The following is a 23,070-nucleotide window of genomic DNA, read 5'->3' on the forward strand; positions in this document are numbered from 1 at the left end:
GTTGGCGCCGGGCGGCGCCCGTTGTTATTCGAGGGTGATGCGGCGCTTACGATTCGAAATCGAGTCCGCCGATCAACACCAGAGGATCGGCCTGCGTATGCGAGAGAAAATCCAGTTCGCGCGCATGATTCCAGGCGGCGAGCTTGCGCGGCAACGCGGCCAGATAGCCGGCGAAACGCAATGGCCCTTCCGCGCCCATCAGTCGCTCGATTTCGTCGCTGTCCCAGGTCAGATACAGATTCAGCGGATATGGGTACTGCCCCATGTCTTCGATGGGCGCTGCGTGAATCCGCACGCGAGTGGGATGCCCATGGCCGCCGTACGGCAGCACTTTGGTCTGCACGGTTGTCGCGAAACAGGCGGCAATAGCCTCGGCGATGCGAGGCGCGAACTCTTCATCGAAACGGGCGGCACTCTCGGAACGCATCCAGGTCTCCAGCTTTATGCGTGATGAGCTGGATATCGTAGCATGCGGGTAGGCGTGCGCCTGTTACGTCACAGCATGTCTGCCACACGGTCATGCCCAACCGCAGCATCGGCTTCGCGTCGGCCCTTCCGCCTCAAACCGTCTTCAGAATCCGCGGCTTCGCTTCGTTCACCGCGGCCGCCAGTTCAGGCACCGCATCGGGCGCGCTGGCGCTCTTCTCCGTGCGCATCGACAGATAGCGCAAACAGCACACCCGCAAAAACGATGCGAAGTTGGTCGGCATCTCGCCGCGCAGCGCGATCAGTTCGTCGTAGAGCTTCACGGCGAACTGGCTGGTCGTCATGCTCTCGCGCGCGGCAATTTCGTGCAGCACGTCCCAGAACAGATTCTCCAGCCGCACCGTGGTGATCACGCCGTGAATGCGCAACGAGCGCGTGCGCGACTCATACAGGATCGGATCGGCGTTGATGTATATCCCACACATAACGTTTGCTCCTTGTTTCCGGGCATGCGCGCCGTGGCGTTTCATGCAGCCACGGCACGCCGCCCGCCTTCGTCAACATACGCCGGCATTCGCCGTCCGACAATCGCATCGAACCCGAACGCCGCGCCTGCCCCGTCGAACCGCTTTACGCATTTACACCGCGCGTTTATTCATCTGCCCGGCAATGTGATCCGCCTGACGAATCGCCAGTGTGACGATCGTCAAGGTCGGATTTTCCGCCGCGCCGGTGGTGAACTGGCTGCCGTCCGAAATGAACAGGTTCGACACTTCGTGCGTCTGGCCGAAGCGGTTGCACACGCCGTCTTCGGCACGCGCACTCATGCGCGCGGTGCCGAGATTGTGCGTGGACGGATATGGCGGCACGCGATACACCGTCTTCGCGCCCGCCGCTTCGTATACTGCCGTGCCCTGCTTATAGGCGTGTTCGCGCATCGCTTCGTCGTTCGGATGATCGTCGAAATGTACATTGGCGACCGGCTGGCCGTACTGATCCTTTACGTCGGTGTTCAAGGTCACCCGATTGCTCTCGCGCGGCATATCCTCACCGACGATCCACATGCCCGCCGTGTACGCGTATTGGTCCATCGCCTGGCTGAAGGTCGGCCCCCAGGCGCCCGGATTGAGAAAGGCCGCGTAAAACGGCAGGCCAAGCGACACGGTCTCCATGTGATAGCCGCCCGCGAAGCCGCGCTGCGGATTGAACACCGCTTCGTCCTCGATGATGCCGGCCATCGTGGTGCCCTTGAACATCTCCACCTTGTCGTTGAACACCGCATACACCGAGCCCGTGGTGTGACGCATATAGTTGCGGCCCACCTGGCCCGAGCCGTTCGCGAGCCCCTGCGGGAATTTGCTCGAATGCGAATTCAGCAAGAGCCGCGGCGTCTCGATCGAGTTGCCGGCAACCGCGACGACGCGTGCCTTCTGCCGCTGCAATTTGCCGTTGCCGTCGTAATAGACCACCTCCTTCGCCTTGCCGCGAGCATCGGTTTCAATACGCACCGCGTGGGCCTGCGTGCGCAACTCCATATGACCGGTTGCCTGAGCGCGCGGTAATTCGGTGTAGAGCGTCGACCACTTCGCGCCCGTACGGCAACCCTGAAAACAGAAGCCGCGCTGGAAGCAATGTGCGCGGTCGTCGCGCACCACGCTATTGATCGCCATGTGGCCGGTATTGCAATCCTTGTAGCCGACTTTCATCGCGCCGGCCGACATCACCTTGAAGTTGTTGTTGCCCGGCAGGCCCGGCAAACCGTTGGTGCGCGTCACGCCCATTTTCTGCGAAGCGCGGTCGTAGTACGGATCGAGTTCTTCACGCGTGAGCGGCCAGTCGAGCAGATTGGCGTCCTTGATATCGCCGTAGGTCGTCTTCGCCTTGAACTCGTACGGCTGGATGCGCAGACTCGCGCCGGCCCAGTGCGTGGTCGTGCCGCCCACCGTCTTGCAGATCCACGCGGGCAGATTTGGGAAGTCCTTGGCGATGCGCCAGCTGCCCGACGTGGTGCGTTTGTCGAGCCATGACAGCATCTGGAACGCGCCCCATTCGTCGGTCGTGAAATCGCCCTGCGTATGCAGCTTGCCCGCTTCCAGTACCACGACGTTGATGCCCTTCTGCGCCAGCTCGTTGGCGAGCGTGCCGCCGCCCGCACCCGAACCGATGATCACGACGACCTTGTCGTCGTTGTGCGAAAAACGCACCTTGTTGTTGTCCTGATCCATTTCTTTCTCCGCTGTCGACAAGAGTTAGCGCTTTAGCGCTTACTCTGGTCCCATGCACCGCAGTCGACCAGAGTTGGCGCTTTAGCGCTTACTCTGGTCCCATGCACCGCCGTCGACCAGAGTTAGCGCTTCTGCGGTTACTCTGGTCCCATGCAACGCTGTCGGCACGAGTAAGCGCTTCAGCGCTTACTCCTGCCCCATGCAAAGCTCTCGTCGCGATTAGCTGTCCGTCGGGATCGGGCCGCTGGCTGCAGGCGGCGGATTGGGCAGCCACGAAAGGCTGTTGAACCCTTTGGTCAGGTAGCCGCCGTCACCTTCCGAAGCGCCGTAGCCGAAGTGCGCATACGCCATGGTGTTGGCATACAGCGAAACCACCGCGGTGCTACGTATCGTGTTGAAGAACGGCGTGCCCGCAAGCGCTGCGACGTCTTTCGCCTGATCCGCGGGCGCGCGTTTGAGCCAGTCGGAACCCGCCTGCGCATCGAGTTGTTTGACGCCATCCGCAAGTTGCTGGCGTACCGCCGGATCGGCTTTCGCTTTCGCGTCGAGGTCCTTGACCACCAGCGCGTAGACCGCGTTGTCGAGCGTGGGGTGCGGATAGAGTTGCCGCGTGAAGGCCAGAACCACTTCGCCCTGGTGTGTGTCGAGACCTTGCAGTTCGAGCGCCCACGCGCGGCTCGGCGCCAGCGTCGACAGTACCGACGAGAACGCCAGCGTGCCCATCAGCACACCCGTGCCTCTCAATAGCTCGCGGCGCGTGAGCGGAATGCGCAACGCAGCCGCGGCAGCCTTCGCCGCGCGATGTTCGCCGCCGTGCTCATGATCGTGTTCATGAGGATGCTCATGACGCACGTGATCGGACGCGACGATCGGGATGACCGTTGTCTTCATGGTTGTCTCCTGTCCACCAGGGTTGGCGCTTCGACGCCTTACTCCGGTCCCATCCAAGATGGTTGCTCGTGGGGTATTGCAACTACGCGCAGCGGCCGCCGGATGACTTTTACTATTGATAGTGGCCGTGGCGTTCCAACACTTCAATCTTGTAACCGTCAGGGTCCTGAATGAAAAAATAACGCGCCAGCAACTCGCCGTTATCGTTGTGAAACTCGCGCAGATCGTTGGGCGTCATGCCGAGGTCGAGCAGACGCTGGCGTTCGTGTTTCGCGTCGTCGACCACGAAAGCGACGTGACCGTAGCCATCGCCGTGTGAATACGGTTCCTCGCGGCCTTTGTTCCAGGTGAGTTCTATCTCGGTGTCGGCCTCGGCGTTGCGCAAATAGGCGAGCGTGAAGTCCGGAAAATCGAGCCGGTGCGATACGTCGAAATTGAAAGCCTTTTGATAGAACGCGAGCGAGCGCGGCAGATCCTGCACACGGATCATCGTGTGGATGAGTTTGGCCATCGGTGTCCCCTCCTGGTTGAATCAAGTTTAGGAGGTCGCACACGCGAGTGGTAATGCACGGCTAAATCGCGCCAGGGACTTGCCCTATGTTGCAGAAGCGTCGATTGCGGGGATTTCGCTCGCGCGTCGGCGTCGCGAACAGCGATGGACGTGGCGCCACGTCAGGTTGCATTGCAGCACGCAGCCTGTTCGAGCGAGCACGCGCCGAATGGCATTAAGCAAAACCCGACGTCCACGTGGTGCTCACGTGCATCCGGTGAAGCCCATTCGTTTTTGCCTGACTGCCATACACATGCGCGCCGAGTTTCCATAAGATCCGGTTTGGACGTCTTTCTAAATGCTGTGGAGAGTAGTGCGTGATGGAATTCGATACGAAAGTCGCGATCATCGTGCTGGACGATCTCGCTGTCTGGCAAAAACTCAATGTGACCGCGTTTCTCGCGACGGGGATCGCGGGCGCGGCACCGGAGGCAATGGGTGAGCCGTACGAGGACGCGGCGGGTCGCCGGCACGCGCCGCTGCTCGGCCAGCCGATGATGGTGTATCAGGCGGACAACGCGGGTTTGCTGCGCGCGTTTCGCCAGGGCATTGAACGAGAATTGACGCGCGCCGTGTATGTGCGTGCGATGTTCGCGACCGGCCACGATCAGGCGAACCGCGAGGTGTTCCGCGCCGAACCCGCCGATGCGCCCGACCTCGTCGGCATTGCGGTGCGCGGGCCGAAGAAGGCGGTGGATAAAGCCGTGAAAGGTCTCTCACTGCATGCGTGACACGCAGCGCTTCGGTTGGACTCAAGGCTCAAAGTTCAGGACTCGGGCCGCGCTCAAGATAGGTAGTCAGCGCGATATAGCTGCGTGTGCCGGTAAATCCTTCGATCGCGTGAATACGCGCGAGCAGTTGTTCGAGCGATTGCGTATCGCGCGTACGGACCTTGAGCAACATTGCGCTCTCGCCCGTCACGGTGTGAATCTCCTCGACATCGGGTAGCTCCTGCAGCGCGAGCAGTTGCCGCGTCACCGCCCAACTCGTCGTATCGACATGCACGAACGCGAGCAACGGGCGGTTCAGCCTCGCGCCGTCGAGCGCGGCGACAGTGCCCTTGATCACGCCTTCCTTCTTCAAACGCCGGGTTCGTTCGTGGACTGCGGGCGCCGACAGGAACAGCAGCTTGCCAAGCTCCGCATAAGTGCGCGTGGCGTCTTCGGCGAGCAGCGCGAGCAGCTTGCGGTCGGTGTCGTCGAGCGAGGCCGGGCCCGGTTGGATGCCCGGCGTCCGGAGCGCCCTGCCGCTGCGGGTGGAAGTTGAGCGCGAACGCGTGCTCATGGTTTTGCCGCGGCAGTGTCCCCGTCTTGTCCGAGTCCCTCGCGCAAGGCTTTGCGGATCACCTTGCCGGTCGGCGTCAACGGCAGGCTGTCGACAAAGCGGATTTCGCGCGGATATTCGTGCGCGGCGAGCCGCGTTTTGACGTGATGCTGGATCTCGCGCACGAGCGCCTCGTCGCCGACGAAGCCGGCCTTGAGCACCACGAACGCCATCACGATCTCCGTGCGCTCGGGATCCGGCGCGCCGATCACGGCGGCCATTGAAACAGCCGGATGGCGCAGCAATGAATCTTCAATCGAAGCCGGTCCGATTCGATAACCGGCGCTCGTGATCACGTCGTCGCCACGGCCGACGAAGCGGATAAAACCGTCCGCGTCGCGGGTGCCGAGGTCGCCGGTCAGCAGAAACTTGCCGCGGAATTTGTCGCGCGTGGCCGCCTCGTTGCCCCAGTAGCCGAGGAACATGACCGGATCGGGCGCGGCCACCGCGATATCGCCGATTGCGCCTTGCGGCAGTTCGTTGCCGTCCATGTCGACGATCGCGACATGATGCCCCGGCACCGCGCGGCCAATCGCGCCAAAGCACGGCTCGAATAGCGCCGCGCACGACGACACCACCACGTTGCACTCCGTCTGCCCGTAGAACTCGTTGATCATCACGCCCAGCGCCGAGCGGCCCCAGCCGATCAATTCCTCGCCTAGTGATTCGCCCCCGCTGGCCACCGAGCGCAACGCGAGGCTCCAGCGCTCGGGACGCTCGACGCCGCGCATCATCTTCAGCGCGGTCGGCGGCAAAAACGTATGCGAGACCGCGTGGCGCGCCATCAGATCGAACGCGGCCTCGCCGTCGAATTTGGCAAAGCGGCGCGCCAACACCGCGACGCCGTGATGCCACGACGGCAGCAGCACGTCGAACAGACCGCCGATCCACGCCCAGTCCGCGGGCGTCCACATCAGCGTGGCGTGCGCGGGAAAGCCTTGCTGCGACATCTCGACGCCCGGCAGATGACCCAGCAACACTCGATGCCCATGCAGCGCGCCCTTTGGTTTGCCGGTCGTGCCCGAGGTATAGATGATGACAGCGGGATCGTCGGCAGCCGTGTCAGCGGGCGTGAAGCTGGCGGACGCGCTGTTCAGCGCCTGCCAGAATGAACGCACGGGCGCTTGCGGATCGCCGTTGTCCTGATCGATATCGACGCTGAAGACATTGCGTAATGCCGGCAACGCCGCGCGGATTTCGTCGACCTTCCGCACGCCGGCGTGATCGGTGATCAACGCCACCGCGCCGCTGTCGCCGAGCCGGTGTTCGATCGCGTCGACGCCGAACAGTGCGAAGAGCGGCACGGCCACCATGCCGGCCTTATAAGCGGCGAGGTGCGCGACCGCCGTTTCGATCGATTGCGAGAGGAAGATGCCGATGCGGTCGCCACGTTGCGCGCCCGCTGCGAGCAGCACATTGGCGAAACGATCGGACAGCGCCTTCAACTGGTCGAACGTATAGCGCGTGGCGTTGCCCTCGGCGTCCTCGTAGATCAGCGCAAGGCGGCCCGAACTGTCGGCCCATTTGTCGCAGACATCGACGCCGATGTTGTAGCGCGCCGGGATGTCCCAGGCGAAGTTTGCCGCCAGCGATTCATAGGTCTGGCCGTCGAGATTCATCGTGTCTGCTCCTGCAAGCCCGTCGGCGGTTGATAGCGCGGGAAGCCGTTATATTCGATCGTACGCTGCGCTTCAGCAAGCGGCCATGAATGGCGCGCGTTCGGCACGCCGCCATCGACGCGGATCACCGTACCGTTGATGAACGCCGACGCCTCCGACAACAGAAACACCGCCGCGCTGGCGAGTTCCGATTCCGTGCCGAAACGCTGCAACGGTACCTTGTGCTTCAGCGTGCGCAGCAGCGCCTGGTACTCTTCGTTGTAGCTGTCCATGCCCGCTGACGCAATCCAGCCGGGCGCGACCGCGTTGACTCTGACTCCCGCGTGGCCCCATTCGCAAGCGGCCGTTTCGGTGAAGTTCCACACGCCCGCACGCGCCGCGCCCGAGTGCCCCATGCCGGGCATGCCGCCCCAGATGTCCGCCAGCATGTTCACGATCGCGCCACCGTGATGCTGCATCCATTGGGTATAGCACTCGCGGGACATCAGAAACGTGCCGTGCAGGTTGTTGCGCACGACCGCGTCCCAACCGTTCAGGGAGATGTTTTCGAGCCTCGCGGGGAATTGGCCGCCTGCGCAGTTGAAAAGGCCGTCCACGTGGCCCAGATCCGTGATGATCGAAGCGATCGTTTCACGCACCTGCTGCTCGTTGCGGATGTCGCAGGAGTAAATCTTGTGGCCGCTGGCGGAGGACGGATGATCCGCGGCCAGTTCGGTTTGCACCGCTTTCAGCTTGTCTTCGCTTCGGCCGACCAGCGCCAGGGTGGCCCCGAGGGATGCTAGTTCGTGAGCCGTGCAGCGGCCGAGCCCGCTGCCCGCCCCTGTGACGATGACTACCTTGTGGGCGAAAAGACCCTCGCGGAAGACCGAACGATAGCCGCTGGAAAGCGGCGAGGTACTCGACGAAGCTGCGGGCATTCGGGTGTCTCCTTCATGTGCTGCGCTTTCGATGTTTTCTGAGTTTAGCTCAAGTTTTGTTTGCGCGTTGTTGTCACCCTCAATTTTCTTTCCCTTATTTCGCGCTGGGTATTTCATTAATTTTTGAGCGAGGCTCAACTCCAGCCCACTCGACTTCCCGCGCGGCACCCACCGTCGTGCGTTCATCGACCGCGCCGGCCAGATCGGCGACCGGCCGCGAGCGTGGCCGCGCCAGCGCCGCCCTCAGCTTGTCCCGATCCAGTTCCTTCTCCCACGCCGCGATCACAATCGACGCCACGCCGTTGCCCATCGTATTGGTCAGCGCCCGGCACTCGGACATGAACCTGTCGATGCCCAGAATCAGCACCATCGCCGTCACCGGCACGGTCGGCACCACGGAAAGACTCGCGGCCAGCGTGATGAACCCCGCCCCCGTGACGCCCGTCGAACCCTTGGACGTCAGCATCGTTACCGCCAGCAGCGTGATTTCCTGCGCGATCGTCAAATGCGTGTTGGTGGCCTGCGCGAGAAACAGCACCGCGAGCGTCATGTAGATATTGGTGCCGTCGAGATTGAACGAGTAGCCGGTCGGCACCACGAGACCGACAACGCCGCGCGAGCAGCCGAGCCGCTCAAGCTTGTCCATCAGTTGCGGCAGCGCGGCTTCGGACGTGGAAGTGCCGAGCACGATCAGCAACTCGTCCTTGATGTACACGACAAAGCGCCACAAACTGAATCCACATGCTCGCGCAATCAGACCAAGGCCGCACGAGACAAACAGAAACGCGGTCAGATAAAACGTGCCGATCAGTTTCATCATCGGCAGCAAGGAGACGATGCCGTATTTGCCGATCGTGAACGCGATCGCACCGAACGCGCCGATCGGCGCGAGGCTGGTGATCATCCGCACGATTCGGAAGAACGTTTTAGATAGCAGGTCGATCACACCGATCAGCGGTTTGGCGGGTTCGCCCAGCACCGCGAGCGCGGTGCCGAACAACATTGCGATCAGCAGCACCGGCAGAATATCGCCCTGCGTGAACGCGCCGGCGAACGTGTCCGGAATGATGTGCATGAAGAAGCCTGCAAGCCCTTCGCCGTGTGCGGCTTGCGCGGCATAACTCGCGATCGCGCCGGCATCGAGCGTGGCGGGATCGACGTTGAAGCCGATGCCCGGTTTCAGCACATGCGCGGCGAGCAGGCCGATCGCCAGTGCGAGCGTCGACACCACCTCGAAATACAGCAAGGCCTTGCCGCCGACGCGCCCGACTTTGCGCATGTCGTGCATGCTCGCAATACCGGTCACGACCGTGCAGAAAATCACCGGGCTGATGATCATGCGCACGAGTTTGATGAAGGCATCCCCGAGCGGTTTCATCGCCACGGCGTCCGCGGGCAGAAAATGCCCCAACGCCACGCCGATGATGATCGCCACGATCACCTGCACATACAGCACCTTGTAGAGCGGTTTGCGTTTCATGTCTCCTCCGTTTTTGCAGGCAAAGCGGGTCCGTTCCCTTCGGGTGGGGAATTAGTCACGCGCAGTTTGGTTGGATGGCGACGTGGATGTCGCCAGGGTGTTACAACACGGCGGCCCAGCTATGCCGCGCGAAATGGTCTCGCTCGAATGCTTCGATGTCGTGCAATGAAGCGAGCGTCAGATCGATGGTGTCCATGCCTTCGACCACCATCTGTTTATGACGAGCGCCTAGTGGAAACGCAAACACGCGTCCCGTGGCGGACTTCACCGTTTGCCGTTCGATGTCGATATGCAGCGGCACTGCAGGTTGCGTTGCCGCGTCATGCAACAGCACGTCGATTTCATCGCGTTCAAGTTGCACGAGCAGCAAACGGTTGTTCATCGCGTTCGAATAGAAAATCTCCGCGAAGCTCGGCGCGATGACCGCCTCGAAACCGGCTTGCTGAAGTCCCCACACCGCGTGCTCGCGGCTCGACCCGCAGCCGAAGTTCGAGCCGCCGATCAGAATGCGCGCGTCGCGATACTCCGCCAGATTTAGCACGCAGTCGCTACGCGGCTCGCCTTGCGCATCGAAACGCAGGTCGTAAAGCAAGCCATCCTTGAGCCCCGCCTTGTCGATAATGCGCAGAAACTGCTTCGGCATGATCTGATCGGTATCGAGGTTTTCGATTGGCAAAGGCGCGGCGGTGGCGTGGATTTCGGTAAGTCTCATGACTGCGTCTCCAGCGTGCGGACGTCGGTGATGCGTCCGGTCAATGCGGCCGCCGCGGCCATCGCGGGGCTCATCAGGTGAGTACGGCCGCCACGGCCCTGGCGTCCTTCGAAGTTGCGGTTGGTGGTCGAGGCACACCGTTCGTCGAGCGCCAGAAAATCGTCGTTCATCGCGAGACACATCGAGCAGCCCGGTTCGCGCCATTCGAAGCCGGCCTCGCGCAATGTCGCCGCGATGCCTTCGGCTTCCGCCTGGCGGCGCACGCTGCCCGAGCCGGGCACGACCATCGCGCGCACGCCCTGCGCGACGTGGCGCCCCGCGACGATCGACGCGACGATGCGCAGGTCTTCAATGCGTCCATTCGTGCAGGAGCCGATGAACACGCGATCGATCGGTGTGCCCGCAATCGGCTGATCCGCGTCGAGGCCGATATAGTCGAGCGCGCGGCGTAACGCGGCGGCGGCTTCCGGTGTCTTTTGCGCGGCCGCGGCGGGAATCAGTTCGTCCACGGCGATGGCCTGGTCGGGACTCGTGCCCCACGTGACAAACGGCGCGACATCGCGCGCGTCGAAACGATGCTCGGTATCGAAGCGCGCGCCCGGGTCCGATTTCAGTTCGCGCCAGTCGTTCATCGCGGCGTGCCACGCAGTCTCATCGAGCGACGTTGCGTGTGCGCGGATGTAGTCGAACGTGGTGGCATCGGGTGCGATCAGCGCGGCGCGCGCGCCCGCTTCGACGGTCATGTTGCACAAGGTCATGCGTGCTTCCGCCGACAGCGACGCGATGGTCGATCCAGCGAATTCCACCGCATAGCCGCGCGCGCCCTGCGCGCCGATGCGGCTGATGATCCACAGAATCAGATCCTTCGACGACGTGCCATACGGCATCGCGCCCTCGATCGTGATGCGCATGGTCTGCGCGACGCGATACACCAGCGTCTGCGTGGCGAGCACATGTTCGACCTCGGACGTGCCGATGCCGAAACCCAACGCGCCGAGCGCGCCATACGTGGTGGTGTGGCTATCGCCGCACAACACGACCATGCCCGGCCGAACCAGCCCACGCTCGGGCGCGACGATATGTTCGATGCCTTGCAGCGGATCGTTCGCCGCATGCAACGCGATGCCGGCCTCCGAGCAATTGCGCGCCAGGTTGTTCGCGAGCAGCAACGACGCCGCATCGCGAATCACACGCGGCGATTCCGCGTGCGTCGGAATGATGTGACTGACCACCGCGAGCTGCTGCTTCGGCCTGCGCACGCGCCGCGTTTTCTCGGCCAGCGCGCTGAACGCTTGCGGGCTGGTGTATTCGTTCATCAGATGCAGATCGACGTACAGCAGCACGTTCTGTTCATCGACACGCGTCACGACATGCGAATCGACCAGCTTCTGGTAAAGGGTTCGTATTGACATGATGAAGGCCCGAGCGACTAGGACTGCAGAAACGGAAGGACGCGTTCGAGCAATAACTCGGGCGCTTCCTCGGGAATGTAGTGACCGCACGGCAGCGCTTCGCCGCTCACATTGGCCGACCACTTCCGCCATTCGGCGAGCGGCTCGAAGCATTGTTCGATCACGCCTTGCGCGCCCCACAGCGCCAGGAAATCGCATTCGATCTTCCGCCCTTCAGCGAGCGACGCGCGGTCGTGTTCGAGGTCGATCGTGATGCTCGCGCGGTAGTCCTCGCAGATGCCGTGCGCGGTGCCGGGGTCGCTCAGGCAGCGCAGATATTCGGCGTAGGCCGCGTCGGTGAATGGCGCGAGGCCGGCGCTGCGCGCGCCGATGGTCTGCTTCAGATAGAGGCCGGGGTCCGCGCGAATCAACGTCTCGGGAAACGGCGCGGGTCGCACGAGAAAGAACCAGTGCCAGTAAGCGCGCGCGAAATCGAACGAGGTCTGTTCGTACATCGCGAGGGTCGGCGCGACGTCTAGCGTCACGAGCCGCGTTACGGTTTGCGGATGATCGAGCGCCATGCGGGCGGCCACGCGTCCGCCGCGATCGTGGCCGATCACGGCGAAGCGGTCGAAACCTTGCGCGCGCATTAGCGCGACCTGATCGGCGGCCATGCGGCGCTTGGAATAGTTTGCGTGGTCGTGGGTGCCCTGCGGTTTGCCGCTGTCGCCGTAGCCGCGCAAATCCGCGGCGATCAGCGTGAAGTGCTGCGCCAACGTCGGTGCGGCCTTGTGCCAGATCGCGTGAGTTTGTGGATGCCCATGCAGCAGCAACAAAGCCGGCCCGTTGCCGCCGCGTATCGCGTGGATGCGGATGCCGTCGACCTCGGCCGACGCGTCTGTGAAACCTGCAAACATCATTGCCTCCCATGTTTGAATGAAGTCTAATTGATGCCTGCAACGATATGGTTTCTCTTGGCGCAATCCGGAATTAACTTTTAGGAACGAATCGATGGACGGCTTTTCCGACCTGAATCTGTTCGCGCTGGTGGCGCGCCATCGCAATCTCGCCGCGGCCGCACGCGAACTCGGCGTCACGCCGCCGTCCATCAGCAAGCGGCTCGCGCAACTCGAACAGCGTCTCGGCGTGCGCCTCGTGAACCGCACCACACGGCGTGTGAGCCTGACGGCGGAGGGCGAGATTTATCTGGCGAATGGCTCGCGCATCCTCGACGACCTAGCGGAACTCGAACAACTGGTCACGCAGAGCCGCGCCGAGCCGGCCGGTCTGTTGCGCGTGAATGCGTCGTTCGGTTTCGGCCGCGCGCACATTGCCCCGGCGATTTCGCGTTTCAGCGAACGGTTCCCATCGATGAAGATTCAGTTGCATCTGACGGACCGGCCGGTCAGCTTGCAGGAAGAAGGCTTCGATCTCGGGATTCGTTTCGGCGAAGTGCCGGATGCACGCATCAACGCGCGCTTGCTGCTGAAGAACCAGCGTGTCGTGTGCGCGTCGCCGGCTTATGTGAGGCGGCACGGCGCACCGCAAATGCCGCACGATCTCACGCGCCATGCCTGCCTCGTCTTACGCGAAAACGAATCGGCGTACGGCACGTGGCATTTTTCGCGCGGCAAGAAATCGGAGACGGTGAAGGTGGACGGTCCGCTGAGCAGCAACGACGGCAGCGCCGTGCTGAAGTGGGCGCTCGACGGCCGTGGTGTCGCCGTACGCTCGGCGTGGGAAATCGCGGGCCATCTACGGCGCGGCGAACTGGTGCCGCTTCTCGCCGACTGGACGCTGCCGAACGCGGACATTCACGCCATCTATCTGGAGCGGCACCGCTTGTCGGCCAAGCTGAGGACGTTTATCGAGTTTCTCGGCGACGAGTTGCGCGAGAGCGTTCACGCCGCCTAGCGAGACGTGTGCTCACCCTGCCCGCTTATTGCGCTGTTGGGTCCGGCTAGCGCGCCAGCGCAGTAGAAACCCGACGAGCGCGGCAAAGGCGGCTGTCCCCACGTAACCGCCGAGACGAATCGCGTCTTCGCCCGGCAAGCGGGAGATGAACAGAACGACTACGGCGAGTGCCGGCACGGCTAGAAGTCCGACGATCCATTTCATCTCTTGTCTCCGCTCTTTTTTGCGTAGCATACCCGCGCGAGATGCAAGATGAACCTCGTCGTTTACGCGGGCAAGCCTCGGCCCGTGCCATGCGCCTGCTGCAAAATGAAATCGATGAAGGTCGACGCCGCGCGCGTGTGATGCCGGTTCGGCATATACAGCATGTACATGTGCGTGCCGAAGATGCTCAAGCGCCATTCGTCGAGCGTGGTGAGCACGTCGCCGCGACGCAGATCGTCCTGCACGACATAGTCCGGCACGAGGCCCACGCCGAGTCCGGCGAGCACCGCCTGGCGCAAGAACAGAAAGTTCTCCGAGATGATGCTCGGCTCCAGCAGCACTTCATGCCGTTCGTCGCGCAAATAAGCGGCCACCCGCAATTGCCGGCCGACCACTGCCGCGGTAATCAGCGGCGCCGTGCGCAGGTCGTCGAGTTGCCGCGGCATGCCGTGCTTCTCCGCAAAATCCGGCGACGCACACGCCACATACCGCACCGGCCCCATGTCTCGCGCGACGAGGTTTTGCGGCGGCTCGGACATCACGCGCACGGCGATATCGACTTCATCGCGCATCAGGTCCTCGACGCGGTTTTCGAACATCACATCCAGCACGATGCCCGGATAAAGCCGCTTGAACGCGATCAGCCAGTCCGACATGACGAGTTGCCCGTAACCGCTCGGCACGCTCAGCCGTACGCGCCCTTGCAGGCTCTGCCCGAGCGTGGTGACGGATTCGCGCGCGGCGAGCAGCGCGTTCTGGATCGTGCGGCCGTGTTCGTAGAGTCGCAGGCCGATCTCGGTCGGCTCGACGCGGCGCGTCGTGCGCCTCACGAGTTGCAGCCCGATGGAACGCTCCAGCTGATTCAGGTGGTAGCTCACGTTCGCCCGGCTCATCTTCAGCCGACGCGCGGCTTCGCTGAGATTGCCGGCGTCCAGAATGTCCACCAGCAGGGTCAAGGAGTTGACGTCCATGGCAGCGCCTTTGTCAAAGAAACCTTGACAGTCTGTCAACCGTCCATGTGATTGTCAATAAACCTTGACCGACTCACAATCGGGACAGTTCGCCAGACCCGGCATGCTTTGCCATGCGACCCATCACAATCAGGAGACGCCATGACCCCCAATCCTTCGGCCGACGTTGTCACGCGCGAATTGCGCGGCAAGGTGCTGCTCGTGACGATCGACCACGCGCCGGTCAACGCGCTATCCGCCGACGTGCGGCGCGGCCTGCTCGCCGCCATTGAAGCCGCGGATGCCGACAAGGCCGTGGAAGCGGTGCTGATCGTCGGCGCGGGACGCAATTTCATCGCCGGCGCGGACATTCGCGAGTTCGGCAAGCCGCCGGTGCCACCCTCGCTGCCGGACGTGTGCAACCACATCGAGGCGTGCACGAAGCCGGTGGTCGCCGCAATTCATGGCGCGGCGCTCGGCGGCGGCCTGGAAGTGGCGCTCGCGGCGCATTACCGGGTTGCCGTCGACGGCGCGAAGCTCGGCTTGCCCGAAGTACAACTCGGCCTGTTGCCGGGCGCGGGCGGCACGCAGCGCACGCCGCGTTTGATCGGCGCGCAGGCCGCGCTCGATCTGATCCTGAGCGGCCGTCACGCCAGCGCGAAGGAAGCGCTGGCGTTCGGTCTGATCGACCGCCTCGGCAGCAGCGACGACATCCTCGCCGAAGGGCTTGCCTACGTGCACGAGTTGCTGGCCGCCCATGCGCCGGTGCGCCGCACGCGCGACGCCGCGGCACTCAGCGACCGCGCCGCGAGTCTCGCGGCCGTCGCCACGGCGCGTGCCGAAACTGCGAAGAAATCGCGCGGCCTGTTCTCGCCGCTGAAAATCGTCGATGCCGTCGAGGCCGCCATCGAACAGCCTTTCGATGAAGGTCTGCGGGTCGAACGTAAGCTGTTCCTCGAATGTATCGACAGCCCGCAGCGCACCGGTCTGATTCACGCGTTCTTTGCCGAGCGCGAAGTGCTCAAGGCGCCGGAAACGCGCGATGCCAAACCACGCGCCTTGAATACGATCGGCGTGGTGGGCGGCGGCACGATGGGCGCGGGCATCGCCGTCGCGGTGCTCGACGCGGGCTTGCCGGTGACGATGATCGAACGCGACGACGCGTCGCTCGCACGTGGCCGCGCGCACATCGAAAAAGTCTACGACGGCCTGATCGCCAAAGGCCGCCTGAGCGCGGAGAAGAAAGCGGCGCTCATGGCGCGCTGGAGCGGCAGCACGTCATACGACGCGCTCGCCGGCGCCGACCTGGTGATCGAAGCCGTATTCGAAGACCTCGCCGTCAAACAGGCCGTATTCGCCGAACTCGATCGCGTCTGCAAAGCGGGCGCGGTGCTCGCGACCAACACCTCGTATCTCGACATCGACGCGCTCGCGTCGAGCGTTTCGCGTCCCGCCGATGTGATCGGCCTGCACTTCTTCTCGCCCGCCAACATCATGAAGCTGCTGGAAGTGGTCGTGCCGAGACAGGTCAGCGCCGACGTGGTCGCCACCGCGTTCGAACTGGCGAAAAAGTTGCGCAAGACGCCGGTGCGCGCGGGCGTGTGCGACGGCTTCATCGGCAACCGCGTGCTGGCCGTGTATCGCAGCGCGGCGGACGCGATGATGGAAGACGGCGCCTCGCCCTATCAGATCGACGCGGCCGTGCGCGCGTTCGGCTTTCCGATGGGACCGTTCCAGGTGGTGGATCTGGCGGGCGGCGACATCGGCTGGGCGGCACGCAAGCGGCGAGCGGCGACGCGCAATCCCGCCGCGCGATATGTGCAGATCGCCGACCGCCTGTGCGAGCGCGGCTGGTTCGGCCAGAAGACCGGACGCGGCTTCTATCTGTACCCCGAAGGATCGCGCAGCGGCACGCCCGATCCGGAAGTCGAGGCGATCATCGACGCCGAACGCGCACGCGCCGGCATCACGCCGCGCAGCTTCACCGACGAAGAGATCATCCGCCGTTACATGGCCGCGATGATCAACGAAGGCGCCAACGTCGTGTATGAACGCATCGCGCTGCGGCCGTTGGACGTCGACGTGACGTTCCTGTACGGCTATGGCTTTCCGCGTTATCGCGGCGGCCCGATGAAATATGCGGACATGGTCGGCCTGCCGACGATCCTCGCCGACATCCGCGAGTTCGCCAAAGAAGATCCCCTCTTCTGGAAGCCCTCGCCGCTGCTGATCGAACTGGTGGAACGCGGCGCCGATTTCGCGAGCCTGAACCAGAGCGTCTGAAACCGCGCACCATCGTCGACGTGCATCATGATGACCGGCCGCGCCCAGCGCGCGCCGGTCGCTCAACCCAATCCGGAATACCCGCCATGGATCTGAACTTCACTCCCGAGGAAGAAGCCTTCCGCGCCGACGTGCAGGCCTTTCTGCGCGACAAGCTCCCGCAGCGCCTCGCCGACAAGGTGCACGGCGGCCGCCGTCTCACGCGCGACGACATGGCTGAGTGGCACGCGATTCTCAACGCGCAAGGCTGGCTCGCCAATCACTGGCCAAAAGAGTACGGCGGCCCGGGTTGGAACCCGGTGCAGAAATTCATCTTCGAAAACGAATGCGCGCTGGCCGGCGCGCCGCGCGTGGTGCCGTTCGGCGTCAACATGCTCGGTCCCGTGCTGATCAAATACGGCAGCGAAGCGCAAAAGCGCCATTGGCTGCCGCGTATTCTCGACGGCTCGGACTGGTGGTGCCAGGGCTATTCGGAACCGGGCGCCGGCTCCGATCTCGCCTCGGTCAAAACCACCGCCGTGCGCGGCATGGATGCGCAAGGCGAGCACTACCTCGTCAATGGACAGAAGACGTGGACCACGCTCGGCCACTTCGCGAACATGATCTTCTGCCTCGTGCGCAGCGCGACCGATGTGCGCAAACAGGAAGGCATCAGCTTCCTGCTGATCGACATGAAGACGCCGGGCGTCGAAGTGCGCCCGATCATCACGCTCGACGGCGAGCACGAAGTCAACGAAGTGTTTTTCACCGACGTGCGCGTGCCGGTCGAGAACCTGGTCGGCGAAGAGAACAAGGGCTGGACCTACGCCAAGTATCTGCTCACGTATGAGCGCACCAATATCGCGGGCGTCGGCTTCTCGGTGGCCGCGTTCAATCGCCTGCGCAAGATCGCCGCGAAACAGCGGCGCAATGGCAGGCCGCTCGCGGAAGACCCGGCGTTCGCGGCGCGCATGGCGCGCGTCGAGATCGATCTGGAGAACATGAAGACCACCAACCTGCGCGTAATTGCGGCGGTGGCGGGCGGCGGCGTGCCCGGTGCCGAAAGTTCGATGCTGAAGATTCGCGGCACCGAGATCCGTCAGGAAATCTCGTCGCTCACACGGCGCGCGATGGGTGCGTACGCGCAGCCGTTCATCGAGGAAGCCTTGCATGACGGCTTCGAAGGCACGCCGGTCGGCCCCGACGAAGCCGCGAGCGCCGCGTCGCTGTATTTCAACAATCGCAAGCTGTCGATCTTCGGCGGCTCGAACGAAATCCAGAAGAACATCATTTCCAAAATGATCCTGGGACTGTAAGGGACGCACGTCATGAATTTCCAGCACACCGAAGACCGCCGCATGCTGGCGGATACGCTGAACCGTTTTGTCAGCGAGCAGTACGGCTTCGCAACGCGCGACCGGATCGCTCAGTCCGACCAGGGCTATAGCGGCGAATTGTGGAGCCGCTTTGCCGAGCTCGGCATTATCGGCGCACTGTTCGATGAAGCGGACGGCGGTTTCGGCGGCGGCGGTTTCGATATCGCCGTGGTGTTCGAGAGCTTGGGCCGCGGTCTCGTGGTCGAGCCGTTTCTCGATACGCTGATTGTCGGCCGCGCGATTGCGCGCAGCGGCAACGACGCGCAAAAAGCCGCGCTCGGTGAATTGATCGACGGCTCGCGGATCGTCGCGCTCGCGCACGGCGAGCCCGACAGCCACTATGAACTGTCCCGCGTGACGACGCGTGCGGAGCGAAGCGGCTCGACGTGGCAACTGAACGGAGCCAAGGCCGTGGTTCAGCACGGCGAGCACGCTTCGCTTTTTCTGGTCTCGGCGCGCACCAGCGGTGATGTTGATAGCGACGCTGGCATAACGCTCTTTCTCGTGCCACGCGATGCTGCCGGCGTCAGCGTGCGCGGCTATCGCAAGATCGACGGCGGCCGTGCTGCTGAAGTGGCATTCGACAACGTCACGCTCAGCGACGACGCATTGCTCGGCACGCCCGGCGCGGGCTTCGCGACGCTCGAATACGCGATCGGCTGCGGCGTGCTCGCGCTGTGTTCCGAAGCCGTCGGCGCGATGGATGTCGCCAAGGACTACACCCTCGAGTATCTGCGCACGCGCAAACAGTTCGGCGTGCCGATCGGCAGCTTCCAGGCGTTGCAGCATCGCATGGCCGATCTGCTGCTGGAGATCGAACAGGCCCGCTCGGCGGTGATCAATGCAGCGGCGGCACTCGGCGCCGAACGCAAGGTGCGCGAGCGCGCGGTGTCGGCGGCCAAGTACAGTATCGGGAGAATCGGCGCGCTAGTCGCGGAGGAATGCATTCAGCTGCATGGCGGGATTGGCATGACGTGGGAGCTGCCGCTCGCACATTACGCGAAGCGCCTCGTGATGATCGATCATCAACTCGGCGACGAGGACCATCATCTCGAACGGTTCGTCGCGCTGGGCCGTTGACCTTGACATGACTTTCCATGGAAACCACCATGATTTCCATGGAAGTCAATCTCCAGGCGAGGGAAAGGTCATGCGCAATCAGAAGAAAGGGGCGCCATCCTCGCCTGTCCTCGAAACGCATCTGGGTTATTGGCTGAGGCTCGTATCCAATCATGTCTCAGGCAACTTCGCTCGTGCTCTGCAGGAACACAGCGCGTCCGTGGCCGAATGGGTCGCGCTCAATCAGATTCAAAGATGGACGGATATGACGCCCGTCCAACTCGCCGACGCGATGGGCATGACACGTGGCGCGGTCTCGAAGGTGCTGGACAAACTGCAAGAGAAAAAATGGATTTCGCGCGCGACGAGCGCGGAGGACAACCGCGTGCAGTTCCTTTCGCTGACTCCGCAGGGAAAACGTGCGCTGCCGGATCTCGCGTCGATTGCCGATGAAAATGACGACCACTTCTTTAGCGCGCTGGATGCCAAAGAGCAGGGCACGCTTCGAAGCCTGTTGAGCAAGCTGGCGGATCTGCACCGGATCAGCAACGTGCCGGTGGATTGAGGACTCGTCAGCTCAAGCATGATTCTTGCGAACCTACGTGAGCGTGCGCTTACGCTCGGCGAAGATGGGCGCAAAAAAAGAAGTACTCGCGTTTGTAGCCAGCCCGGCATTTTCTGGCCAGCTTGGCCGATGCCGCCAGCCGCTCGATCATGGGGCGTTGCACGCTTAAGGCGGTCTGCCGGCGTCCAATTCGTCGTCCCGTCAGCCATTCGCTAAAGCGAACTCACTCCGGCGCATCCATTCCCGATTGCAGATAGTTCTGGATGCCGACCTTGTCGATCAACTCAAGATTCGTCTCGAGCCAGTCGATATGTTCCTCGGTGTCGTCGAGTATATGGGTCAGAATCTCCCGCGAGATGAAGTCGCGGACCGACTCGCAATAGACGATGGCCTCCTTGCAGGTGGCCTGCGACATCTGTTCCAGCTTCAGATCGCACTCCATGATCTCTTTGGTTTCTTCGCCGATCAGCAGCTTGTGGAGGTCTTGCAGATTCGGCAGGCCGTTTAGCAGGAAGATGCGCTCAATCAGCAGATCGGCATGCTTCATCTCTCCGATGGATTCGTCATATTCATGCTTGCCGAGCTTGTCGAGCCCCCAGTGCTTGTACATGCGGGCATGCAGGAAATACTGGTTGATCGCGGAGAGTTCGTTCTTCAGTTGCGCGTTCAGGTATTCCAGGACCTTTGGGTCGCCTTGCATGTTACCTCCCTGTTTCGTGTGCGAAGACCCCGGCGCCGGCGAAGCATAGTGGACGGGCCGGCTTCCCGGTGGCATTGCACCAGCACGGAACCTGCCTCGCGGTTTATCTTTTTTCGCCGTTATCCCAGCATAGCGCATCGAGTCGGCAAGGCTAAAAATGATAATCGTTCTCAATGTCTGACAACGCTTACGTCAGCGTGGACGAGGCGCGGCAAGCGCCATGCCACAGGCCGCTCAGGTTTTGCCACCGCGACGACAGCCAAGGCGATTCACGCAAGGCGCTGCGGATTTCATAGTGCGCCGGAAAACTCCCGACTTTGGCAAACGCCCGCGATCCGGCAATCGACGGCGGGTTGCTGAGCCGCCGAAAAGGCGGCACGACACTAGATAGAGTGCTTGGCTCGCCTCGATAAACGACTAGTATGGTTTGGTGAGCGCCCTCCTCGGACCTCGGGGAATTAGCATGGATGGCGACTCATCTGTCGCGCAGACCCGGCACAGGATTCCGCCCTGATGCCCGCTCCCGACGCCAATTAAATGCGGTGCGTCATGACTTGAATGCGCCCGCTTCCTCACGCCGCGTAAGAACCTGTTTGCACGCTGCAACGCAAATGCGTTCGCCGTCGACAAGACGCCGGACCGTCTCTTGTGTTCGAGCGATCGACGAAACGATACCTGTCCGGCGCGAAGGAGCGACAAAATGAACGCGAGTCTTCAGGCAGTGCGTTCGGGTTCCCCGGACACGATAGTGATAGCGCGCACGAAAGAACTCGAGGACGACGGCATCAAGGCGGCGAACATCGACGGAATCGATTTGATCGTTCTTTGCCACGGCAACGCCATTTCGATCTTTCAGGGCCGCTGCCCGCATCAAGGCACGCTCCTGTCTGAAGGAACAGTAAAAGATGGCGTGCTCGCCTGCCGGGCACACGGTTGGCAGTTCGACTGCTCGTCAGGCTGCAAGCAAGGACCGAGTATTTCGAATCTGAAGCGCTTCGAACCAATCGTCGAGAACGGCGAAGTTAAAGTCGATCGCAACGAGGTGCGCGCATGGAATGCGCTGCGCCCCGCCCCGGCGGGGATAATCCCGTGCCGCGAATCTCCCGTGCGGTCGCTTGCCCAACTCCCTGGCCCCAAGCGCGTTCCGTTTCTCGGCAATACGTTGCAGCTACGTCCCGAGAAGTTGCACCTCGTACTCGAACAGTGGTCCAGGGAATTCGGCCCCGTGTACACGTTCAGATTGGTCGGCCGCCCATTCGTTGCGATCGCCGATCCGATTCTCATCAGTCAGGTGTTGCGCGATCGCCCTGGAGCTTATCGCCGCTGGAACGTGATCGAAACCGTTGCGCGCGAGTTGGGCATCAACGGCGTTTTCTCCATGGAAGGCGAGGCCTGGCGACGGCAACGGCAACTCGTCGCCAAGGCGCTGGACCCTCTGCATCTGCGTGCCTTCTTTCCGTTGCTCTGCGAAATGACACGTCGATTGCTGCAACGCTGGGAGAAAGCGGAGCGCGAGCAGCAATCCATCGATATCCAGAAGGACCTGATGCGATACACGGTGGACGTCACCACCAATCTCGCGTTCGGATATGACATGGATACCATCGAAAGCGAGGGCGACGTGATCCAGCGGCATCTCGAAGTCGTGTTCCCGATGATCAACCGGCGGATCAACGCGCCGTTTCCCTATTGGCACTACGTGAAGCTACCCGCCGACAAGACGCTGGATCGCGCCTTGATTGCGGTTCAGGCGCTCACGAAGGACCTCATCGCCGCCAACCGCGCACGGCTCGCGCAGCGCTCGGAAACGGACCCGATACCCACGAATCTGCTCGAGGCGTTGCTCATGGCGCAACAGGAGGGAGAAGCACCGCTGACAGACGACGAAGTGCTGGCCAATGTGTTCACCATCCTGTTGGCCGGACAGGACACGACGGCGAACACGATCGCCTGGGTGGCGTACTTCATGGCGTCTCTGCCAGACGTCCAGCGAAAAATGCAGGAAGAAGCCGATGCCGTTATCGGATCCGCGGCCATGCTCGAAGATTTTGATGCCGGCGACGCGCTCCTCTATCTGAACGCGGTCATCAGCGAGTCCATGCGGCTCAAATCGGTTACGCCCGTTCTGGCGGTCGAGCCGAATTACGACGTGCAAGTGGGCGACATTGCCATCCCGAAGGGCGCGGTGCTGTCGCTATTGACGCGCGAGGCAGGTTTGCAGCAAGGCGGCCATTCGGCACCCGACGTATTCGATCCGGACCGCTGGCTCACGGGCGAGAGTGCCGCCAGCCATCATCAAGCGGGGTTCATGCCGTTCGGCTCGGGACCGCGTTTGTGTCCGGGACGCAGCCTCGCCTTGATGGAAGTGAGATCGGCAGTCGCCATGCTGTGCCGCAACTTCGATCTGCTGCTGGTCGACGGCGGGCCCGAGGTGGAGGAAGTGTTCGCGTTTTCGATGGTGCCGCGAAACCTGCGCATCGAATTGCGTCGACGCGGCTAGTCGAGA

22 protein-coding genes are annotated in these 23,070 nt (G+C 62.7%); 7 read left to right on the top strand and 15 right to left on the bottom strand.

What is annotated here, in order from left to right:
- Positions 1 to 46: 46 nt before the first annotated feature.
- The 5 genes from B0G75_RS20490 to B0G75_RS20510 all read right to left on the bottom strand — a co-directional run bounded on the left by B0G75_RS20490 (position 47) and on the right by B0G75_RS20510 (position 4,053).
- The gene (locus B0G75_RS20490) at positions 47 to 427 is read right to left on the bottom strand and encodes a DUF5594 family protein (RefSeq protein ID WP_106309490.1); all 381 of its coding nucleotides are present in this window, start codon (positions 425 to 427) and stop codon (positions 47 to 49) included.
- Between the two features lie 133 nt (positions 428 to 560).
- Positions 561 to 911 (bottom strand): ribbon-helix-helix domain-containing protein, encoded by a 351-nt coding sequence (locus B0G75_RS20495; protein WP_106309493.1) that lies wholly within the window; start codon positions 909 to 911, stop codon positions 561 to 563.
- A gap of 153 nt (positions 912 to 1,064) precedes the next feature.
- The gene (locus B0G75_RS20500; protein WP_106309496.1) at positions 1,065 to 2,651 is read right to left on the bottom strand and encodes a GMC family oxidoreductase; all 1,587 of its coding nucleotides are present in this window, start codon (positions 2,649 to 2,651) and stop codon (positions 1,065 to 1,067) included.
- 219 nt (positions 2,652 to 2,870) lie between these two features.
- Positions 2,871 to 3,542 carry a tat (twin-arginine translocation) pathway signal sequence gene (locus B0G75_RS20505; RefSeq protein WP_106309499.1) on the bottom strand — a complete coding sequence of 224 codons (672 nt, stop codon included), beginning with the start codon at positions 3,540 to 3,542 and terminating at the stop codon, positions 2,871 to 2,873.
- A 112-nt stretch (positions 3,543 to 3,654) separates the two neighbouring features.
- Positions 3,655 to 4,053 carry a VOC family protein gene (locus tag B0G75_RS20510; protein ID WP_012433709.1) on the bottom strand — a complete coding sequence of 133 codons (399 nt, stop codon included), beginning with the start codon at positions 4,051 to 4,053 and terminating at the stop codon, positions 3,655 to 3,657.
- Between the two features lie 359 nt (positions 4,054 to 4,412).
- On the opposite strand from B0G75_RS20510, the gene B0G75_RS20515 reads away from it, so the two are divergent.
- Complete coding sequence (locus B0G75_RS20515) at positions 4,413 to 4,823, top strand: DUF2000 domain-containing protein (RefSeq protein WP_106279245.1); 411 nt, start codon at positions 4,413 to 4,415, stop codon at positions 4,821 to 4,823.
- A 28-nt stretch (positions 4,824 to 4,851) separates the two neighbouring features.
- Here the strand turns inward: B0G75_RS20515 and B0G75_RS20520 are convergent, their stop codons facing one another.
- From B0G75_RS20520 to B0G75_RS20550, 7 genes are all read right to left on the bottom strand, one after another.
- A complete protein-coding gene (locus B0G75_RS20520; RefSeq protein ID WP_106309502.1) occupies positions 4,852 to 5,376 on the bottom strand; it encodes an Lrp/AsnC family transcriptional regulator in 525 nt (174 codons plus the stop codon).
- Positions 5,373 to 7,034, bottom strand: a complete 1,662-nt coding sequence (locus B0G75_RS20525) for an acyl-CoA synthetase (RefSeq protein ID WP_106309505.1) — start codon at positions 7,032 to 7,034, stop codon at positions 5,373 to 5,375. Before B0G75_RS20525 ends, B0G75_RS20520 begins: the two co-directional genes overlap by 4 nt.
- Positions 7,031 to 7,951 carry an SDR family oxidoreductase gene (locus B0G75_RS20530; RefSeq protein ID WP_106309508.1) on the bottom strand — a complete coding sequence of 307 codons (921 nt, stop codon included), beginning with the start codon at positions 7,949 to 7,951 and terminating at the stop codon, positions 7,031 to 7,033. Before B0G75_RS20530 ends, B0G75_RS20525 begins: the two co-directional genes overlap by 4 nt.
- A gap of 94 nt (positions 7,952 to 8,045) precedes the next feature.
- Positions 8,046 to 9,431, bottom strand: coding sequence for a dicarboxylate/amino acid:cation symporter (locus B0G75_RS20535; RefSeq protein WP_106309510.1), 1,386 nt, complete (start codon positions 9,429 to 9,431; stop codon positions 8,046 to 8,048).
- A 100-nt stretch (positions 9,432 to 9,531) separates the two neighbouring features.
- Complete coding sequence (leuD, locus tag B0G75_RS20540; RefSeq protein WP_106309513.1) at positions 9,532 to 10,143, bottom strand: 3-isopropylmalate dehydratase small subunit; 612 nt, start codon at positions 10,141 to 10,143, stop codon at positions 9,532 to 9,534.
- The gene (gene leuC, locus B0G75_RS20545; protein ID WP_106309516.1) at positions 10,140 to 11,555 is read right to left on the bottom strand and encodes a 3-isopropylmalate dehydratase large subunit; all 1,416 of its coding nucleotides are present in this window, start codon (positions 11,553 to 11,555) and stop codon (positions 10,140 to 10,142) included. Before leuC ends, leuD begins: the two co-directional genes overlap by 4 nt.
- 17 nt (positions 11,556 to 11,572) lie before the next feature.
- Positions 11,573 to 12,451, bottom strand: coding sequence for an alpha/beta fold hydrolase (locus tag B0G75_RS20550; protein WP_106310047.1), 879 nt, complete (start codon positions 12,449 to 12,451; stop codon positions 11,573 to 11,575).
- Between the two features lie 94 nt (positions 12,452 to 12,545).
- Between B0G75_RS20550 and B0G75_RS20555 the strand changes: the two genes are divergently transcribed.
- Positions 12,546 to 13,448, top strand: coding sequence for a LysR family transcriptional regulator (locus B0G75_RS20555; protein ID WP_106309519.1), 903 nt, complete (start codon positions 12,546 to 12,548; stop codon positions 13,446 to 13,448).
- A 12-nt stretch (positions 13,449 to 13,460) separates the two neighbouring features.
- Here B0G75_RS20555 and B0G75_RS20560 read toward each other — a convergent pair whose 3' ends face one another.
- Entirely contained in the window at positions 13,461 to 13,652 is a 192-nt protein-coding gene (locus B0G75_RS20560) for a hypothetical protein (RefSeq protein WP_106310050.1), read from the bottom strand.
- Between the two features lie 62 nt (positions 13,653 to 13,714).
- Entirely contained in the window at positions 13,715 to 14,623 is a 909-nt protein-coding gene (locus B0G75_RS20565; RefSeq protein WP_106309521.1) for a LysR family transcriptional regulator, read from the bottom strand.
- Between the two features lie 141 nt (positions 14,624 to 14,764).
- On the opposite strand from B0G75_RS20565, the gene B0G75_RS20570 reads away from it, so the two are divergent.
- From B0G75_RS20570 to B0G75_RS20585, 4 genes are all read left to right on the top strand, one after another.
- Complete coding sequence (locus B0G75_RS20570; protein ID WP_106309524.1) at positions 14,765 to 16,885, top strand: 3-hydroxyacyl-CoA dehydrogenase NAD-binding domain-containing protein; 2,121 nt, start codon at positions 14,765 to 14,767, stop codon at positions 16,883 to 16,885.
- An 86-nt stretch (positions 16,886 to 16,971) separates the two neighbouring features.
- On the top strand, positions 16,972 to 18,180 hold the full coding sequence (locus B0G75_RS20575) for an acyl-CoA dehydrogenase family protein (RefSeq protein ID WP_106309527.1): 1,209 nt from the start codon (positions 16,972 to 16,974) through the stop codon (positions 18,178 to 18,180).
- A gap of 12 nt (positions 18,181 to 18,192) precedes the next feature.
- Positions 18,193 to 19,320: an acyl-CoA dehydrogenase family protein gene (locus B0G75_RS20580; RefSeq protein WP_106309529.1), complete on the top strand. Its 1,128-nt coding sequence runs from the start codon at positions 18,193 to 18,195 to the stop codon at positions 19,318 to 19,320.
- Between the two features lie 70 nt (positions 19,321 to 19,390).
- Complete coding sequence (locus B0G75_RS20585) at positions 19,391 to 19,864, top strand: MarR family winged helix-turn-helix transcriptional regulator (protein WP_106309532.1); 474 nt, start codon at positions 19,391 to 19,393, stop codon at positions 19,862 to 19,864.
- Positions 19,865 to 20,087: 223 nt separating this feature from the next.
- Here the strand turns inward: B0G75_RS20585 and bfr are convergent, their stop codons facing one another.
- Complete coding sequence (gene bfr, locus B0G75_RS20590; RefSeq protein ID WP_012433725.1) at positions 20,088 to 20,564, bottom strand: bacterioferritin; 477 nt, start codon at positions 20,562 to 20,564, stop codon at positions 20,088 to 20,090.
- A 700-nt stretch (positions 20,565 to 21,264) separates the two neighbouring features.
- Between bfr and B0G75_RS20600 the strand changes: the two genes are divergently transcribed.
- Positions 21,265 to 23,064, top strand: coding sequence for a cytochrome P450 (locus B0G75_RS20600; protein WP_106309538.1), 1,800 nt, complete (start codon positions 21,265 to 21,267; stop codon positions 23,062 to 23,064).
- Positions 23,065 to 23,070: the final 6 nt, after the last annotated feature.

This window comes from Paraburkholderia sp. BL18I3N2 (assembly GCF_003001875.1).
Classification (GTDB): Bacteria; Pseudomonadota; Gammaproteobacteria; order Burkholderiales; family Burkholderiaceae; genus Paraburkholderia; species Paraburkholderia phytofirmans.

Coding starts and splice junctions, on each gene's coding strand:
- B0G75_RS20560 (WP_106310050.1), bottom strand. CDS start 13,652: ATGAAATGGATCGTCGGACTTCTAGCCGTGCCGGCACTCGCCGTAGTC.
- B0G75_RS20600 (WP_106309538.1), top strand. CDS start 21,265: ATGAACGCGAGTCTTCAGGCAGTGCGTTCGGGTTCCCCGGACACGATA.
- leuC (WP_106309516.1), bottom strand. CDS start 11,555: ATGTCAATACGAACCCTTTACCAGAAGCTGGTCGATTCGCATGTCGTG.
- B0G75_RS20495 (WP_106309493.1), bottom strand. CDS start 911: ATGTGTGGGATATACATCAACGCCGATCCGATCCTGTATGAGTCGCGC.
- B0G75_RS20550 (WP_106310047.1), bottom strand. CDS start 12,451: ATGTTTGCAGGTTTCACAGACGCGTCGGCCGAGGTCGACGGCATCCGC.
- B0G75_RS20580 (WP_106309529.1), top strand. CDS start 18,193: ATGAATTTCCAGCACACCGAAGACCGCCGCATGCTGGCGGATACGCTG.
- bfr (WP_012433725.1), bottom strand. CDS start 20,564: ATGCAAGGCGACCCAAAGGTCCTGGAATACCTGAACGCGCAACTGAAG.
- B0G75_RS20520 (WP_106309502.1), bottom strand. CDS start 5,376: ATGAGCACGCGTTCGCGCTCAACTTCCACCCGCAGCGGCAGGGCGCTC.
- B0G75_RS20575 (WP_106309527.1), top strand. CDS start 16,972: ATGGATCTGAACTTCACTCCCGAGGAAGAAGCCTTCCGCGCCGACGTG.
- B0G75_RS20500 (WP_106309496.1), bottom strand. CDS start 2,651: ATGGATCAGGACAACAACAAGGTGCGTTTTTCGCACAACGACGACAAG.
- B0G75_RS20555 (WP_106309519.1), top strand. CDS start 12,546: ATGGACGGCTTTTCCGACCTGAATCTGTTCGCGCTGGTGGCGCGCCAT.
- B0G75_RS20585 (WP_106309532.1), top strand. CDS start 19,391: ATGCGCAATCAGAAGAAAGGGGCGCCATCCTCGCCTGTCCTCGAAACG.
- leuD (WP_106309513.1), bottom strand. CDS start 10,143: ATGAGACTTACCGAAATCCACGCCACCGCCGCGCCTTTGCCAATCGAA.
- B0G75_RS20570 (WP_106309524.1), top strand. CDS start 14,765: ATGACCCCCAATCCTTCGGCCGACGTTGTCACGCGCGAATTGCGCGGC.
- B0G75_RS20535 (WP_106309510.1), bottom strand. CDS start 9,431: ATGAAACGCAAACCGCTCTACAAGGTGCTGTATGTGCAGGTGATCGTG.
- B0G75_RS20565 (WP_106309521.1), bottom strand. CDS start 14,623: ATGGACGTCAACTCCTTGACCCTGCTGGTGGACATTCTGGACGCCGGC.
- B0G75_RS20515 (WP_106279245.1), top strand. CDS start 4,413: ATGGAATTCGATACGAAAGTCGCGATCATCGTGCTGGACGATCTCGCT.
- B0G75_RS20505 (WP_106309499.1), bottom strand. CDS start 3,542: ATGAAGACAACGGTCATCCCGATCGTCGCGTCCGATCACGTGCGTCAT.
- B0G75_RS20510 (WP_012433709.1), bottom strand. CDS start 4,053: ATGGCCAAACTCATCCACACGATGATCCGTGTGCAGGATCTGCCGCGC.
- B0G75_RS20525 (WP_106309505.1), bottom strand. CDS start 7,034: ATGAATCTCGACGGCCAGACCTATGAATCGCTGGCGGCAAACTTCGCC.
- B0G75_RS20530 (WP_106309508.1), bottom strand. CDS start 7,951: ATGCCCGCAGCTTCGTCGAGTACCTCGCCGCTTTCCAGCGGCTATCGT.
- B0G75_RS20490 (WP_106309490.1), bottom strand. CDS start 427: ATGCGTTCCGAGAGTGCCGCCCGTTTCGATGAAGAGTTCGCGCCTCGC.